The sequence below is a fragment of the Nocardioides sp. FY1077 genome (assembly GCF_058681775.1).
On sequence record NZ_JBZWDB010000003.1, the window covers coordinates 342,463 to 358,746 of the forward strand.

The window sequence follows — 16,284 nt, forward strand, 5'->3', positions numbered from 1 at the left end:
GCCAGGACACCCGCTGGGCTGCTGCGCGGCCGCCCGGCTGCTGCCCCAGCTGCACGGCCAGCCGACGTGTCCTGCTGGCGTACGACGCCGCGGCACGGGGCCCGGGGACGCACGAGGGCCCCGGGTGCTCGCGCGCCCGGGGCCCTGGTGGTGGAACGGTGGATCAGTGGTTCAGCAGGTCACTCGCCCTGGCCGAGACCGGCCTTGATGAGCTCGGGGACGATCTTCTTCGTCTCGTCGAAGGCGATGAGGACGATCGCGTCGGGGTCCTCGGCCGCGATGGCCTGGACCTCGGAGCTGAAGGTCGCCGCGTCGGGGGCGTAGAGCTGGCTCGACACGACCGTGCCGCCCGCCTCCTCGTAGAAGTTCTGGACGTTCTCGGCCAGCGCCTCGCCGTAGGAGTCCTGGCGGGCCAGGATCGCGATGTTCTGCTTGCCGTCACCGATGAGCGTGGAGGCCATGACCTGGCCCTGCAGCACGTCGGAGGGCGCGGTGCGGAAGTACAGGCCCTGGTCGTCGTAGGTGTCGAACGCCGTGGAGGTGTTCGCCGGGGAGATCTGGGCGACGCCGGCCTGGGTGATCTTGTCGATGACGCTCAGCGACACCGAGGACGACGCGGCACCGACGATGATGTCGACGTCGTTGCCGAGCAGGCTGTCCACCGACGAGGGGGCGATGTTCGGGGTGCCGTCGCCGGAGTCGGCGCGCACGGCGTCCGGGACGTCCTTGCCGAGGACGCCGCCGCCGGCGTTGATCTCCTCGATGGCGAGGTCGACGCCCGCGAACTCCGGGGGGCCGAGGAAGGCGAGGTCACCGCTCGAGGGCAGCAGGGTGCCGACGGTGAAGGTGCCGTCGCCCTTGGCCGGCTGGCCCTGGATCTGCTGCTCGGGCTTGACCTCGGCCTCGTCGGGGATCTCACCGGTGATGAAGTCGACCGGCGCGTAGTTGTTGTCGGCGCCGTACTCGAAGACGCCGATGGTGGCCGCCGAGGGGCTACCGGTCGAGTTCAGGTCGATGGGGCCCGAGACACCGTCGTAGTCGATGTCGGTGCCGTCGGCGAGGAGGTCGGCGCACGCCTTGAACTCGGTGCACTTCTCGCCCTCGGAGGTGACGGCCTGCATCTCGCTGCCCACGGCCGTGCCGGAGTCGTTGTCGGCGGCGATCGCGGCGAGGGCGCCGACGATGGTCGCGTCGTAGGACTCGGGACCGTAGGTGAAGTCCTTGAGCTTGGGGTTGATCTCGAGCATCCGCTTGCGGAAGTCGTCGCCGAGCTCGGCACCGGGGTAGGTGGCCTTCACGCCCTCGAGCGTGCCCCCCTCGAAGTCCTCGCTGTAGTTCGCGGTGTTGCCGTCGACGAAGTACAGCTGCATGCCGGCGCCGGCGTCCGCGGAGGCGCTGGTCGAGGAGCTCGAGTCCGCGCTGGGCGTGGACTCGGAACCCTCGTCGCTGCTGTCGCTGCCGCACGCGGCGAGCACCAGCATGGTCGACATCGACACGAGCCCGAGTCGCGCAATCTTGGTGGGGCGGTTCATAAACCCTCCGGTTTGTGTCTGGGGTCAGCGGCACGATCGCCGGTGATCCTGGTCAAAGTAGCGTCACCGGGTGCCCTCGCAGGGCCTGCTCCTACCTCGTTGTCAAGTTGTGACCTGCCTGTGGCACCCCGGACGCCCTCCGGCGACGAACCACGAGGTCGTCGACGACCGGTCGTGGGGCGTCGTACGCCGGGTCGCGGCCGGTCGTGCGGGGGCGCGAGGCGCCGTGACGTCAGGAGCCGGCCGCCAGGCCGGGGCCGTGGGTGACCACGCCGTCGGCGACCTGACGCATCGAGAGACGCAGGTCCATCGCGGTCTTCTGGATCCAGCGGAACGCGTCGGGCTCGGAGATGCCGAGCTGCGCCTGCAGGATGCCCTTGGCGCGGTCGACGGCCTTGCGCGTCTCGAGCCGGTCGGTGAGGTCGGCGACCTCGGCCTCCAGCTGCTGCACCTCGGCGAACCGGCTGACCGCCATCTCGATGGCCGGCACCAGGTCGCTCTGGGTGAACGGCTTGACCAGGTAGGCCATCGCACCGGCGTCGCGGGCGCGCTCGACCAGCTCGCGCTGCGAGAACGCGGTCAGCATGACCACGGGCGCGATCCGCTGCCCCGCGATGGACTCCGCGGCCGCGATCCCGTCGAGCACCGGCATCTTCACGTCCAGGATCACCAGGTCGGGTCGCAGCTGCTCGGCCAGCTCGACGGCCCGTGCCCCGTCGCCCGCCTGACCCACGACGTCGTAGCCCTCCTCGCTGAGCATCTCGGCGAGGTCCATGCGGATCAGCACCTCGTCCTCGGCGATGACCACCGTGCGGGTGCGGGGCGAGGCGGGGGCGGCGGGCTCGGTCACGGCGACAGGTTATCGGCCACCGCGGCCCGAGGGAGCGCCAGGCGACCGTCGTCGACGCCCGCTCCGGCGCCGGACCCCGGAGCGGCTAGGCTCTGCCTCGCTCAGCCGGGTTGGCGGAATGGCAGACGCTGTGGCCTCAAAAGCCATTGTCCGAGAGGGCGTGTGGGTTCGAGTCCCACACCCGGCACCGCACGACGTCGTACGCCGCCGTCGCACCACCGTGGCGTCGTCCGCGGGCTGTCGGCGGTCTGCCGGACGATGTCTGTGTGACTCCCCACGTCCGCCCCGCTGCGACGGTCGCGGACGCGTTGGCCGCCTTCGACGCGGTCATGCCCGACGCAGTGAACGCAGCCCAGCACGGGGTGGCGCTGACGACGCTGCGGCGGTGGCGTCGCGACTACCGACGTCGTGGGAAGCAGCGCGGACAGGGCCACACCAGCGTGCCCTGTCCGCGGTGCGAGGGCGGGGTGCTCGACGACGCGGCGTATGCGGAGCTCCTCGGCTGGTACCTCGGCGACGGGTACATCTCCACGCAGCGCCGCTCCGTGTTCGGCCTGCACGTCCACAACGACCAGCGGTACCCGGAGGCCAACGCGCGGGTGGCCACCTTGATGGCGGCGGTCAAGCCGGGCGGACGCCCCCACGCACGCCACCGATCGGGCGCCGTCATCACCACCGTGTCGTGGAAGCACTGGCCCTGTCTGTTCCCCCAGCACGGCCCAGGTCGCAAGCACGAGCGGCTGATCGTGCTGGAGCAGTGGCAGCGCGCGGTGGTGGAGCAGCACCCCGCGGCCTTCCTGCGCGGCCTGTTCCACTCCGACGGGTGCCGAAGCGCCAACTGGGCCCAGCGCACCTCGGCCGACGGCACCGTGCGGCGACACGACTACCCCCGCTGGCAGTTCGTCAACGCCTCCGACGACATCCGCGGGCTGGCTGCTGGGCGCTCGACCTCGTCGACGTCCCCTGGCGCCGGTCGGCGATCCGCACCATCAGCGTCTCGCGGCGCAACGCCGTCGCGCGCCTCGACGTCCTGATCGGGCTCAAGGCCTGAGCGGGGCGGCGTCGTAGCCTGCGGGCATGGGACGACACGCCGCTCTCGGCGCGGGCGGCCTGGCGCTGCTGGCCGCCTGCAGCACGAGCACCGGGCAGCCGGGTGACCCGGCGCCGTCGCCGACGCACACCGAGCCCCGGCGCTGCGTGGTGGCCGACCCCGAGGGCGAGCTCATTCTCCAGCCCGGCGCGCTGACCGCGACCGGCCCGTGGCGCCTCGGCGAGGCGCGGCTCGTGGGCGCCGACAACCTCGAGGTGGTGGAGGTCGCCGTCACGCCCTTCTCGGGGCGCGCCGACATCACCGGCATCGTGCTCGACTACCCGCCGCTGGCCACCGCCGGCCTCGCCGACTCCCTGGCCAGCTGGGACGAGCGCGTCGCGCTGGAGGGCGCTGCGCTGGGCCCCGCCGACGGCCGGCACGCCGTGCTGCTCGCCGTGCGCCTCGTCGACCCGACGCGCGACGGACGGGTCGACGGGGTCGAGGTGGCGTGGACCGGCGCGGACGACGAGCCCGACGGGGTCGCGCTGGCGCAGCCGGTGCTGGTCAAGCCCCCCGGCGCGCTGTGCACCGTGGAGGACGTGGAGCGCCGCTAGACCCGCCCCGACCCGCCGGGCCGGGCCGGCGGGGCGGGACAGCGGGCCCTCAGGGTGCGACGCGGCGGTAGGCCGGGGTGACCTCGTTGATCGCGTCGCCCATGCGGTGGATGCGCAGCGCGTTGGTGGAGCCGGGGATGCCCGGAGGAGCACCGGCGATGATGACCACCAGGTCGCCCTCCTGCACGCGACCGATGCGCAGCAGCTGCTCGTCGACCTGGCGCACCATCTCGTCGGTGTGCTCGACCGAGGCGGTCTTGAACGTCTCCACGCCCCAGGTGAGCGAGAGCTGCGAGCGCACGACGGCCTCGGGGGTGAAGGCCAGGATCGGGATGGGGCCGCGCAGGCGCGACATGCGGCGCGCGGAGTCACCGGACTGGGTGAACGCCACGACGTACTTCGCGCCCACCCGCTCGGCCACCTCGCCGGCGGCCTTGGCGATCACACCGCCGTTGGTGTGGGGGTCCCAGTCGATGGCCTTCACGCCGGCCACCGCACCGGCCGAGAGGGCCTGGCGCTCGGTGGAGGCGATGATGCGGCCCATCGTCTCGACGGTGACCACGGGGTACTCCCCCACGCCGGTCTCGCCCGACAGCATCACGGCGTCGGCGCCGTCGAGCACGGCGTTGGCGACGTCGGAGGCCTCGGCGCGCGTGGGCGAGGGGCTCGAGATCATCGACTCGAGCATCTGGGTGGCGACGATGACCGGCTTGGCGTTCAGCCGGGCCTTCTGCACGATCTCCTTCTGCAGGAACGGCACGTCCTCGAGCGGGCACTCCACCGCGAGGTCGCCGCGGGCCACCATCACGCCGTCGAACGCCGCGATCACCTCGTCGAGGTTCTCGATGGCCTGGGGCTTCTCGATCTTGGCGATGACCGGGACGAGCACGCCCTCCTCGCGCATGATCGCCCGCACGTCGTCGGCGTCCTTGGCGTCGCGCACGAACGAGAGCGCGATGAAGTCGACCGAGAGGTGCAGCGCGAAGCGCAGGTCGGCCTTGTCCTTCTCCGACAGCGCCGGCACGGAGACCGCGACGCCGGGCAGGTTGATGCCCTTGTTGTCGCTGACCTTGCCGCCGACCAGCACCTCGGTGGTGACGTCGGTGTCGTCGACCCCGGTCACCCGCAGGCGGACCTTGCCGTCGTCGATGAGGATCGGGTCGCCGACGGCGACGTCGCCCGGCAGGCCCTTGTACGTCGTGCCGCAGCTCTCGATGTCGCCGGGCACGTCGCGGGTGGTGATGGTCCACACCTGCCCCCGTCGCAGCACCACGGGGCCGTCGGCGAAGCGCTCGAGGCGGATCTTGGGGCCCTGCAGGTCGGCGAAGATGCCGACGCCGTGACCGCTCGCGTCGGCCGCCTCGCGCACCAGCCGGTAGCTCTCGGCGTGGTCGGCGTGGCTGCCGTGGCTCATGTTCAGCCGCGCCACGTCCATCCCGGCGTAGACGAGCTCGCGGATCCGGCGCGGCGACGAGGTCGCGGGGCCGAGGGTGCAGACGATCTTTGCTCTACGCACCCCCTCACCCTAGCGAGTGGTTTGAACGTTCCAACACCTCTGCCACGTGAAATCGCGGTGCGGGGCCCCGTGGGGACCCCGCACCGCGACCGGGTGGGACTCAGACCGTGAGCGGCCGGTCGGTCGGGCGCACCGGCGCCGGCAGCGTCGTGGAGCCGGTGAGGAACGTGTCGACCCCCGCGGCGGCCGCGCGGCCCTCGGCGATGGCCCACACGATCAGCGACTGGCCGCGACCGGCGTCCCCGGCCACGAACACGCCCTCGACCGAGGACATGTACGACGCGTCGCGGGCGACGTTGCCGCGCTCGTCGAGGTCGACGCCCAGCTGCTCGACGACGCCGGTGGTCTCCGGGCCCGTGAACCCCATGGCGAAGAGCACCAGGTCGGCCGGGATCTCCCGCTCGGTGCCCTCGACCTCGGTGAGCCGGCCGCCCTCGAAGACGACGTCGCTGAGCACCAGGCCGGTGACCCTGCCCTCGTCGTCGCCGACGAAGCGCTTGGTCGAGACCGAGTAGACCCGCTCACCGGCCTCCTCGTGGGCCGAGGAGACCTTGAAGGTCATCGGGTACGTCGGCCACGGCTGGCCCGCCGGCCGGGCGCCGGGCGGCTCGGGCATGATCTCCAGCTGCGTGATCGAGGCCGCGCCGTGGCGGGTGGAGGTGCCGAGGCAGTCGGCGCCGGTGTCGCCGCCGCCGATGATCACGACGTGCTTGCCGGTGGCGGTCACCTGCCCCTCCACCTGCTCCCCGAGCGCGGCGCGGTTGGCCTGGGGCAGGAAGTCCATGGCCTGGTGGATGCCGTCGAGGTCGCGTCCCGGCACGTCGAGGTCGCGGGCGGTGGTCGCGCCCATGGCGAGCACGACGGCGTCGTAGCGCTCCTTGAGCCGGTCCCAGGTCAGCTCGCCGCCGACGTCGACCCCGGCACGGAAGACGGTGCCCTCGCGGCGCATCTGGTCGAGGCGGCGGTCGAGGTGCTTCTTCTCCATCTTGAACTCGGGGATGCCGTAGCGCATCAGCCCGCCCACCTTGTCGGCGCGCTCGTAGACCGCCACGGTGTGCCCGGCGCGGGTGAGCTGCTGCGCCGCGGCGAGACCCGCCGGGCCCGAGCCGACGACGGCGACGGTGCGGCCCGAGAGCCACTCCGGGGGCTGCGGGCGCACGAAGCCCGACTCCCACGCCTTGTCGATGATCGAGACCTCGACGTTCTTGATGGTGACCGGGTCCTGGTTGATGCCCAGCACGCAGGCGGTCTCGCAGGGCGCCGGGCAGAGCCGGCCGGTGAACTCCGGGAAGTTGTTCGTGGCGTGCAGGCGCTCGATGGCACCCTCCCAGTCGTCGCGCCACACCAGGTCGTTCCACTCGGGGATGAGGTTGCCCAGCGGGCAGCCCTGGTGGCAGAACGGGATGCCGCAGTCCATGCAGCGACCCGCCTGGGGCGAGATGATCGGCAGCAGCGCGCGGCCGACCCCGTCGGGGTAGACCTCGTTCCAGTCCTGGACGCGCTCCTCCACCGGGCGGCGGGGCGCGACCTTGCGCCCCTCCTTGAGGAATCCCTTGGGGTCAGCCATCGGCGCGGCCCTCCGTCATCTCGTGGGTCGTCTCGTGGGTCGTCTCGTGGGTGGTCCCGTGCTCAGCCATGGAGCGCCGCCATCATCGCGTCGGCGACCCGCGACTCGTCGAGGCCGTCGGCCTCGGCCTTCGCCTTGGCCTCCAGCACCGTGCGGTAGTCGCGCGGCATGACCTCGGTGAAGCGGGTCAACGACGTCGCCCAGTCGGCGAGCAGCTCGCCGGCGACCTCCGACCCGGTCTCCTCGAGGTGACCGCGCACCATCGACTCCAGCTCGCCAGCCGCCTCGCCGGTGACGGGACCGAGCTCGACGAGCTCGGTGTTCACCCGGGCGGGGTCGAGGTCGAGGATCCACGCCACGCCGCCCGACATGCCGGCCGCGACGTTGCGACCGGTCGCGCCGAGGACGACGACGCGCCCGCCGGTCATGTACTCGCAGGCGTGGTCGCCCACGCCCTCGGTGACCAGCCAGGCCCCGGAGTTGCGCACGGCGAACCGCTCGCCGACGCCGCCGCGGATGAACGCCTGGCCCGAGGTGGCGCCGTACGCGATCGTGTTGCCGGCGATGACCTGGTCCTGCGACCGGAACTGCGCGGAGCGGTCGGGGCGCACGACGATCCGCCCGCCCGAGAGCCCCTTGCCGACGTAGTCGTTGGCGTCGCCCTCGAGGCGCAGGGTGACGCCGCGGGGCAGGAACGCCCCGAACGACTGCCCGGCGGAGCCGAGGAACGTCAGGTCGATGGTGCCGTCGGGCAGCCCGGCGCCTCCGTGGCGCTTGGTGACCTCGTGGCCCAGGATCGTGCCGACCGTGCGGTGCACGTTGCGGATCGTGACCTGCGCCCGCACCGGCTCGCCCCGCTCGAGGGCGGGCTCGGCCAGGGGCAGCAGCTCGAGGACGTCGAGGGACTTCTCGAGGCCGTGGTCCTGGGTGGTGGTGTTGTGCAGCGCGGCGCCCTCGGGCAGCGCCGGTGCGTGCAGCACCGGGGCGAGGTCGAGGCCGGCGGCCTTCCAGTGGTCGACCGCGCGCTCGACGTCGAGTGCCGAGACCTGGCCCACGGCCTCCTCCAGGGTGCGGAACCCGAGCTCGGCGAGCAGCTCGCGCACCTCCTCGGCGATGTACTCGAAGAACGTCACGACGAACTCCGGCTTGCCGGAGAACCGCTCGCGCAGCACGGGGTTCTGCGTGGCGACGCCGACCGGGCAGGTGTCGAGGTGGCAGACCCGCATCATGATGCAGCCCGAGACCACCAGCGGGGCCGTGGCGAACCCGAACTCCTCGGCGCCCAGCAGCGCGGCGATGACGACGTCGCGCCCGGTCTTCAGCTGCCCGTCGGCCTGCACGACGATGCGGTCGCGCAGCCCGTTGAGCAGCAGGGTCTGCTGGGTCTCGGCGAGGCCGAGCTCCCAGGGACCGCCGGCGTGCTTGAGCGAGGTGAGCGGGGAGGCGCCGGTGCCGCCGTCGTGCCCGGAGATCAGCACCACGTCGGCGTGGGCCTTGGACACCCCCGTCGCGACCGTGCCGACGCCCGTCTCCGAGACCAGCTTCACGTGCACCCGCGCCTGCGGGTTGGCGTTCTTCAGGTCGTGGATGAGCTGGGCGAGGTCCTCGATGGAGTAGATGTCGTGGTGCGGCGGCGGGCTGATCAACGCGACGCCGGGCGTGGAGTGCCGGGTCTTGGCGATCCACGGGTACACCTTGTGACCCGGCAGCTGGCCGCCCTCGCCGGGCTTCGCGCCCTGCGCCATCTTGATCTGGATGTCGTCGGCGTTGGTGAGGTACTCCGAAGTGACGCCGAAGCGGCCGCTGGCCACCTGCTTGATCGCGCTGCGCCGCTCGGGGTCCTGCAGCCGGTCGGCGTCCTCGCCGCCCTCACCGGTGTTGGACTTCGCACCCAGCCGGTTCATCGCGATCGCGAGGGTCTCGTGGGCCTCGCCGCTGATCGAGCCGTACGACATCGCGCCGGTGGAGAAGCGCTTGACGATCTCGGAGACCGGCTCGACCTCCTCGATCGGCACGGGCGCGCGTCCCGCCGACGTGGCGTCCTTGAAGCGGAACAGCCCGCGCAGCGTCATCAGCCGCTCGGCCTGCTGGTCGACGCGCTCGGTGTACTGCTTGAACACGTCGTAGCGGCCCGCCCGGGTGGCGTGCTGCAGGCGGAAGACGGTCTCGGGGTCGAAGAGGTGGGGCTCGCCGTCGCGGCGCCACTGGTACTCCCCGCCCGACTCCAGCTCGCGGCGTCCGGCCGGCACGCCGCCGCGGGGGTACGCCGTGGCGTGGCGCCGGGCGACCTCCTCGGCGACGGTGTCGAGCTCGATGCCGCCGAGCTGGGACGTCGTGCCGGTGAAGTAGCGGTCGACCACCGACTGCGACAGCCCGACGGCCTCGAAGATCTGGGCGCCGGTGTAGGAGGCCACCGTGGACACGCCCATCTTCGACATGACCTTCAGCACGCCCTTGCCCAGCGCCTTCACCAGGTTGGCGACGGCCTGCTCGGGCTCCTGGGTGACGTAGAAGCCCTCGCGGGCGAGGTCCTCGACCGACTCCATCGCCAGGTAGGGGTTGACCGCGGCCGCGCCGTAGCCGACCAGCAGCGCCACGTGGTGCACCTCGCGGACGTCGCCGGCCTCGACCAGCAGCCCGACCTGGGTGCGGGTCTTCTCGCGCACCAGGTGGTGGTGCACGGCGCCGGTGAGGAGCAGCGACGGGATCGGCGCGAGCTCGGCGGTGGCGTGGCGGTCGGAGAGCACGATGATGCGGGCGCCGTCGGCGATCGCGGCGCTGACCTCGGCGCAGATCTCGTCGAGGCGCGCGGCCATCGCCGTGCCCCCGCCCTCCACCTCGTAGGTGCCGCGGGCCACGTGGGTGATGAAGCCCGGCATGTCGCCGTCACGGTTGATGTGACGGATCTTGGCGAGGTCGTCGTTCGAGATCACCGGGAACGGCAGCACCAGCTGGCGGCACGACGCCGGGGTGGGGTCGAGCAGGTTGGCCTCCGGGCCGATCGTGCCGTTCAGCGAGGTGACGAGCTCCTCGCGGATCGCGTCGAGCGGCGGATTCGTGACCTGCGCGAACAGCTGCGTGAAGTAGTCGAACAACAGCCGCGGCTTCTCGCTGAGCGCGGCGATCGGGGTGTCGGTGCCCATCGAGCCGATCGGCTCGGCACCGCCGTTGGCCATCGGCGTCAGCAGCACCCGCAGCTGCTCCTCGGTGTAGCCGAAGATCTGCTGGCGCCGGGTGACCGAGGCGTGGGTGTGCACGACGTGCTCGCGGTCGGGCACGTCGTCGAGGTGCATCAGCCCGGCGTGCAGCCACTCCTCGTAGGGGTGCTCCGCGGCGAGCTCGGCCTTGATCTCCTCGTCCTCGACGATGCGGTGCTCGTCGGTGTCGACGAGGAACATCCGGCCCGGCTGCAGCCGGCCCTTGCGCACGATCGTGGCGGGGTCGAGGTCGAGGACGCCGACCTCGGAGGCCAGCACGACCAGGCCGTCGTCGGTCACCCAGTAGCGCGAGGGGCGCAGGCCGTTGCGGTCGAGCACGGCGCCGATCTGGGAGCCGTCGGTGAAGACCACGCAGGCCGGCCCGTCCCAGGGCTCCATCATGCTGGAGTGGAAGGAGTAGAACGCGCGGCGGGCGCGGTCCATCTCGGTGTGGTTCTCCCAGGCCTCCGGGATCATCATCAGCACCGCGTGCGGCAGCGAGCGCCCGCCCATGTGCAGCAGCTCGAGGACCTCGTCGAACGACGCGGAGTCGGAGGCGCCCGGCGTGCAGATCGGGTTGAGCCGCTCGAGGTCGCCGGGGATCAGGTCGGAGCGCAGCAGCGTCTCGCGGGCCCGCATCCAGTTGCGGTTGCCCATCACGGTGTTGATCTCGCCGTTGTGGGCGATGAACCGGAACGGGTGCGACAGCGGCCAGCTCGGGAAGGTGTTGGTCGAGAAGCGCGAGTGCACCACGGCCATCGCCGACATGACCCGCTCGTCCTTGAGGTCGGGGTAGACCTCGTCGAGCTGGGCCGGGGTGAGCATGCCCTTGTAGGCCAGGGTGCGCGACGACAGCGAAGGGAAGTACACGTCGGTCTCGCGCTCGGCGCGCTTGCGCAGGCAGAACGCGAGGCGCTCCAGTCCCATCCCGGTGACGCGGATGCCGGCGCCGGCGACGAAGACCTGGGCGAAGCTCGGCATCACGCCACGGGCGGTGCGGCCCAGCGAGCTCGGGTCGACCGGCACGTCGCGCCAGCCGAGGACCTCCAGGCCCTCCTCCGCCGCGATCGTCTCGACGGCGCGGCGGGTGGCGGCCACGTGGTCGGCGTCGCCCTGCAGGAAGGCGGTGCCGACGGCGTACGCGTGCTGCGGCGGCAGGTCGAAGTCGACCACCTCGCGCAGGAACGCGTCGGGCACCTGGATCAGGATGCCGGCGCCGTCACCGGAGTTGGGCTCGGCGCCGGCGGCGCCGCGGTGGTCGAGGTTGAGCAGCGCGATGATGCCCTTGCGGACGATCTCGTGGCTGGCGACGCCGGTCAGGGTCGCTACGAAGGCCACACCGCACGCGTCGTGCTCGTGGGCGGGGTCGTAGAGGCCTTGCGGCGGCGGGAATGCGTGCTGGTAGGGCACCGGGCGTTCTCCCGTCGTCGTCTGTGCCGGGCGTCCTCACCACGTCAGGACCGGGACGGCCGTGGTGGTGGAGCGGAGGAGCCGGCGAGGGGTGGGGCGATGGGGTGCGTGACGGTCAGCCGCACGACCCCGGACCGCGCTGCGGGGACGACGTTGGCCCTCGCGGTGACCTCAGGTTACCACTGCGTTTCGGGGCGGTCTCGCCCGCGAGCCGTGGCGGACGGCGCTCAGCCGGACGTCGGGCGGTCGCCGGCGGCGGCGTCCGCGTCGTCCGTCGCGGCGGCGTCACCTGCGTCGCCTGCGTCGGTCTCGTCGACCTCGTCGGCGGCGGGGCCGCGGCCCGGGCGGTAGACGTCGTCCTCGCGCCCGGGGTCGCGACGGGCGCTGAGCACGAAGTAGGCGAGCGCGGCGAGGAACAGCACGATCGAGACCCACACGTTGAACCGCAGGCCGCCGACGTCGGAGAGCTCGACGTCGTCGATGCGCAGCATCTCGATCCAGCCGCGCCCGGCGGTGTAGGCCATCACGTAGAGGGCGACGACGCGGCCGTGGCCGAGCCGGAAGCGCCGGTCGGCCCAGACGACCACGGCGAAGGCCAGCAGGTTCCAGACGACCTCGTAGAGGAACGTCGGGTGGAAGGTGGTGCCGGGTGCGTAGCCGGCGGCGCGGGCGGTGGCGTCGCTGACCTCGAGGGCCCAGGGCAGGTCCGTGGGACCGCCGAAGAGCTCCTGGTTGAACCAGTTGCCCCAGCGGCCGAGCGCCTGCGCCACCAGCACGCCCGGCGCCATCGCGTCGAGCACCGGCAGCAGCCGGATGCCGGCCACCCGCGCACCGATGACCGCGCCCACCGCACCGAGGGCGACGGCGCCCCACACACCGAGGCCGCCGTTCCAGAGGTAGAGCGCCTCGACGGGGTCGCGGCCCTCGCCGAAGTAGAGCCCGCTGTCGGTCGCGACGTGGTAGATCCGGGCGCCGACGAGGCCGAACGGCACCGCCCACACCGCGAGGTCCTGCACCTCGCCGGGGCGTCCGCCGCGGGCCACCCAGCGGCGTTCACCGATCCAGATGGCGGCGACGATGCCGAGGATGATCGACAGCGCGTAGCCGCGGATCGGCACGGGCCCGAGGTTCCAGGTGCCGTCGGAGGGGCTGGGGATCGACAGCGGCACGACCCCCGCCGTCCCGGCGAGCCCGGTCAGGTCGGCGAGCCCGGTGAGCAGGTCAGCGACCACGACGCACCCCCGCGGCGAGCTCCTCGGTCAGCGCGCCGAGCGCGGCCAGGCCGGCCCGGCGGTCGTCGGGGTGGTCGAGCAGGGTGCGCACGAAGGCCGAGCCCACGATCACGCCGTCGGCGTACGCCGCCACCTCGGCGGCCTGGTCGCCGGTGCTGACGCCGAGGCCGACCCCGATGGGCAGGTCGGTCGCGGCGCGGGTGCGTGCGACGAGCGGGCCGGCGAGGTCGCTGCTGGTCGTGCGGGCGCCGGTGACGCCCATGACCGCTGTGGCATAGACGAAGCCGCGGCAGGCGGCGGTGGTCATCGCGATGCGCTCCGGCGTCGACGACGGCGCGACCAGGAAGATCTTGTCGAGGTCGTGCTCGTCGGCGGCGGCGATCCACTCGGGCGCGGAGTCGGGGGTGAGGTCGGGCGTGATCAGCCCGGCGCCGCCGGCCGAGGCGAGGTCGGCGGCGAACCGGTCGACGCCGTAGCGCTCGACGGGGTTCCAGTAGGTCATCACGACGGTCGGCACGCCGGTGGCGGCGACCGCCTCGACCGTGCGCACGACGTCGGTGGTGCGCACGCCGCCCTCGAGGGCCTGCTGCGCCGCGGCCTGGATGGTGGGTCCGTCCATGACCGGGTCGGAGTAGGGCAGACCCACCTCGATCACGTCGCAGCCGGCGTCGACCATGACCCGCAGCGCCTCGATGCCACCGGCCACGTCGGGGTAGCCGGCCGGCAGGTAGCCCACCAGCGCGGCGCGGCCCTCGGCGCGGGCGGCGGCGAAGGCCGTGGCGACGGTCGCGCTCACAGCTGCTCCCCCGCGCCGCTGCCGTCGCCCTGCTCGCGCTCGACCGGGGCCGCGGTGTCGGGCTCGCCGACCGGGGCCTCGGTGACCTGCTCGGGGTCGGTGAGGCCGAAGTACTCGATCGCGGTGCCCATGTCCTTGTCACCGCGGCCGCTGAGGTTCACCAGCACCGTGGCGTCCGGGCCCTTCTCGGCCCCGAGCCGCTCGGCGACCCGGATCGCCCCGGCGACCGCGTGAGCGGTCTCGATGGCGGGGATGATCCCCTCGGTGCGGCTCAGCAGCGCCATCGCGGCCATCGCCTCGTCGTCGGTGACCGGCAGGTACGTCGCGCGCCCGGTGGCGGCGAGGTGGGCGTGCTGCGGGCCGACGCCGGGGTAGTCGAGCCCGGCCGAGATGGAGTGGCTCTCCACGGTCTGGCCGTCGTCGTCCTGCAGCACGTAGGTGCGCGCGCCGTGCAGCACCCCGCGGGCGCCGGCGTGGATCGTGGCGGCGTGGCGCGGGGTGTCCACGCCCTCCCCGCCCGGCTCGAAGCCGTAGATCGCGACGTCGTCGTCGAGGAACGCGGTGAACAGGCCGATCGCGTTCGAGCCGCCGCCCACGCACGCCGCGAGGGCGTCGGGCAGCACGCCGTACTGCTCGAGGCACTGCGCGCGGGCTTCGTCGCCGATGCCGCGGGTGAAGTCGCGGACCATGCTCGGGAACGGGTGGGGGCCGGCGGCGGTGCCGAACAGGTAGGCGGTGTGGTCGACGCTGGCGACCCAGTCGCGCAGGGCCTCGTTGATCGCGTCCTTCAGCGTCGCCGAGCCCGACTCCACCGGCACGACCTTGGCGCCGAGCAGGTGCATGCGCGCGACGTTCAGCGCCTGGCGACGGGTGTCGACCGCGCCCATGTAGACGGTGCAGTCGAGGCCGAAGTACGCCGCCGCGGTGGCGCTGGCGACGCCGTGCTGGCCGGCGCCGGTCTCGGCGATCACGCGGGTCTTGCCCATCCGCTTGGTGAGCAGGGCCTGGCCGAGCACGTTGCGGATCTTGTGGGCGCCGGTGTGGTTGAGGTCCTCGCGCTTGAGCAGGATGCGGGCGCCGACCTTCTTGCTCAGCCGCTCGGCGTGGTAGAGCGGGCTGGGCAGGCCGGCGTAGTCGCGCAGGATCGCCTCGAACTCCCCCACGAAGGTCGGGTCCGCCATCGCCTCGTGCCACGCGACGGTGAGCTCGTCGAGCGCCGCGACCAGTGCCTCGGGCATGAACCGGCCGCCGAACCCGCCGTCGGCGGGGTCGCCGAACCAGCCGCGGTCGTCGGCGTCGTGGGAGGTGGGGCGGTGGACCTGGGCGGTCATGCGGTGACTCCTGTCATCCGGCGTACGGCGGCCTCGGGGTCGCCGTCCTTCACGAGGGCCTCGCCGACCAGCACGGCGCGGGCGCCCTGCGCGACGAAGCGGGCGACGTCGGGCGGCCCGGAGATGCCCGACTCGGCGACCAGCACCCGGTCGTCGGGCACCAGCGGGGCCAGTCGCGCGAAGACCCCGGCGTCGATGGCGAGGGTCTTCAGGTTGCGGGCGTTGACGCCGACCAGCTCGGCGCCCAGCTCGACGGCGCGCTCGGTCTCGGCCTCGTCGTGCACCTCCACCAGCACGGTCAGGCCCAGCTCGCGGGCCTCGTCGTGGAGGCGGTGGAGGGTGTCGTGGTCGAGGGCGGCGACGATGAGCAGCGCCAGGTCGGCACCCGCGGCCCGGGCCTCCACGAGCTGGTAGGACGTCACGATGAAGTCCTTGCGCAGCAGCGGGGTGTCCACGGCGGCGCGCACCGCGCGCAGGTCGGCGAGGCTGCCGCCGAAGCGGCGCTCCTCGGTCAGCACGCTGATCGCCGCGGCGCCGCCGGCGGCGTAGCGCCCAGCCAGCTCGGCGGGGTCGGCGATGTCGGCCAGCGCGCCCTTGCTCGGACTGCGCCGCTTCACCTCGGCGATCACGCTCGACCCGGCCGCGCGGAAGTGGGGCATCGGGTCGCGCGGGGGGTCGACGTCGGCCAGCGCGGCCCGCAGGTCGGCCAGCGGCACGGCCTGCTCGCGGGCGCCGAGGTCGCTGCGCACGCCGTCGACGATGTCGTCGAGCACGGACATGAGCAGTCCTTCGTCCAGGCGGATGGGCACTCCGAGTCTGTCACGGTGTGCCGTCAGGGCGCCGCCCAGGCCCCCACCGGCAGGTTGCGCACCACCGTGAACACCACGACGGCGGCGAGGGCCGCGAGCAGCAGCCAGGACGGGGCCTCCCACGGGCGCGGGCCCGGTCTGCCGCGCCACCGGCGTACGCCCCAGGCGACGAGCAGTCCCACCACCAGGGGGGCGGCCACCACGACCAGCAGGTTGCTCGAGGCGGCGGCGCCCAGGTCGCCGCGGGTCAGGTCGTGCACGGCCCGCAGGCCGCCGCAGCCGGGGCAGGACACCCCCAGCAGCGCACTCGGGCAGAAGCCCCAGCTCCCCTGGACATGGGGGTCACGCAGGCGCAGGGCCAGCGCGGCGAGCGCCAGCACCCCGGCCGTGGCGACCGGGG

Annotated in this window: 12 protein-coding genes and 1 tRNA gene; 3 read left to right on the forward strand and 10 right to left on the reverse strand. The window is 73.0% G+C overall.

The genetic code is table 11. The annotated features are described in order from the left end of the window. Positions 1–179: 179 nt before the first annotated feature. Complete coding sequence (locus AC4OR8_RS11150) at positions 180–1,490, reverse strand: ABC transporter substrate-binding protein (protein WP_492165626.1); 1,311 nt, start codon at positions 1,488–1,490, stop codon at positions 180–182. A 274-nt stretch (positions 1,491–1,764) separates the two neighbouring features. Further along, on the reverse strand, positions 1,765–2,382 hold the full coding sequence (locus AC4OR8_RS11155; protein ID WP_492165627.1) for an ANTAR domain-containing response regulator: 618 nt from the start codon (positions 2,380–2,382) through the stop codon (positions 1,765–1,767). A gap of 104 nt (positions 2,383–2,486) precedes the next feature. Between AC4OR8_RS11155 and AC4OR8_RS11160 the strand changes: the two genes are divergently transcribed. The 3 genes from AC4OR8_RS11160 to AC4OR8_RS11170 all read left to right on the forward strand — a co-directional run bounded on the left by AC4OR8_RS11160 (position 2,487) and on the right by AC4OR8_RS11170 (position 4,026). Further along, positions 2,487–2,569 (forward strand) — tRNA-Leu (locus AC4OR8_RS11160). A 142-nt stretch (positions 2,570–2,711) separates the two neighbouring features. Beyond that, positions 2,712–3,416, forward strand: coding sequence for a transcriptional regulator (locus AC4OR8_RS11165; protein WP_492165628.1), 705 nt, complete (start codon positions 2,712–2,714; stop codon positions 3,414–3,416). 43 nt (positions 3,417–3,459) lie between these two features. Continuing rightward, the gene (locus AC4OR8_RS11170) at positions 3,460–4,026 is read left to right on the forward strand and encodes a hypothetical protein (protein WP_492165629.1); all 567 of its coding nucleotides are present in this window, start codon (positions 3,460–3,462) and stop codon (positions 4,024–4,026) included. A gap of 49 nt (positions 4,027–4,075) precedes the next feature. Here AC4OR8_RS11170 and pyk read toward each other — a convergent pair whose 3' ends face one another. The 8 genes from pyk to AC4OR8_RS11210 form a co-directional block, all read right to left on the reverse strand. Then, a complete protein-coding gene (pyk, locus tag AC4OR8_RS11175; RefSeq protein WP_492165630.1) occupies positions 4,076–5,542 on the reverse strand; it encodes a pyruvate kinase in 1,467 nt (488 codons plus the stop codon). Positions 5,543–5,642: 100 nt separating this feature from the next. Further along, complete coding sequence (locus tag AC4OR8_RS11180; protein ID WP_492165631.1) at positions 5,643–7,109, reverse strand: glutamate synthase subunit beta; 1,467 nt, start codon at positions 7,107–7,109, stop codon at positions 5,643–5,645. 62 nt (positions 7,110–7,171) lie between these two features. Continuing rightward, positions 7,172–11,716 carry a glutamate synthase large subunit gene (gltB, locus tag AC4OR8_RS11185; protein ID WP_492165632.1) on the reverse strand — a complete coding sequence of 1,515 codons (4,545 nt, stop codon included), beginning with the start codon at positions 11,714–11,716 and terminating at the stop codon, positions 7,172–7,174. Positions 11,717–11,943: 227 nt separating this feature from the next. Then, positions 11,944–12,948 carry a prolipoprotein diacylglyceryl transferase gene (gene lgt / locus AC4OR8_RS11190; protein ID WP_492165633.1) on the reverse strand — a complete coding sequence of 335 codons (1,005 nt, stop codon included), beginning with the start codon at positions 12,946–12,948 and terminating at the stop codon, positions 11,944–11,946. Beyond that, positions 12,938–13,744: a tryptophan synthase subunit alpha gene (gene trpA / locus AC4OR8_RS11195; RefSeq protein ID WP_492165634.1), complete on the reverse strand. Its 807-nt coding sequence runs from the start codon at positions 13,742–13,744 to the stop codon at positions 12,938–12,940. Before trpA ends, lgt begins: the two co-directional genes overlap by 11 nt. Continuing rightward, a complete protein-coding gene (gene trpB, locus AC4OR8_RS11200; RefSeq protein ID WP_492165635.1) occupies positions 13,741–15,075 on the reverse strand; it encodes a tryptophan synthase subunit beta in 1,335 nt (444 codons plus the stop codon). The genes trpA and trpB overlap by 4 nt, the downstream gene beginning before the upstream one ends. Further along, positions 15,072–15,854, reverse strand: coding sequence for an indole-3-glycerol phosphate synthase TrpC (gene trpC / locus AC4OR8_RS11205; RefSeq protein ID WP_492165636.1), 783 nt, complete (start codon positions 15,852–15,854; stop codon positions 15,072–15,074). The genes trpB and trpC overlap by 4 nt, the downstream gene beginning before the upstream one ends. 53 nt (positions 15,855–15,907) lie before the next feature. Then, positions 15,908–16,264: a DUF2752 domain-containing protein gene (locus AC4OR8_RS11210; protein ID WP_492165637.1), complete on the reverse strand. Its 357-nt coding sequence runs from the start codon at positions 16,262–16,264 to the stop codon at positions 15,908–15,910. Positions 16,265–16,284: the final 20 nt, after the last annotated feature.

Bases quoted from the DNA above. Each gene is read 5' to 3' on its own strand.
- AC4OR8_RS11150 (WP_492165626.1), bottom strand. From the start codon at position 1,490: ATGTCGACCATGCTGGTGCTCGCCGCGTGCGGCAGCGACAGCAGCGAC.
- AC4OR8_RS11165 (WP_492165628.1), top strand. From the start codon at position 2,712: ATGCCCGACGCAGTGAACGCAGCCCAGCACGGGGTGGCGCTGACGACG.
- AC4OR8_RS11170 (WP_492165629.1), top strand. From the start codon at position 3,460: ATGGGACGACACGCCGCTCTCGGCGCGGGCGGCCTGGCGCTGCTGGCC.
- AC4OR8_RS11180 (WP_492165631.1), bottom strand. From the start codon at position 7,109: ATGGCTGACCCCAAGGGATTCCTCAAGGAGGGGCGCAAGGTCGCGCCC.
- trpB (WP_492165635.1), bottom strand. From the start codon at position 15,075: ATGACCGCCCAGGTCCACCGCCCCACCTCCCACGACGCCGACGACCGC.
- trpC (WP_492165636.1), bottom strand. From the start codon at position 15,854: ATGTCCGTGCTCGACGACATCGTCGACGGCGTGCGCAGCGACCTCGGC.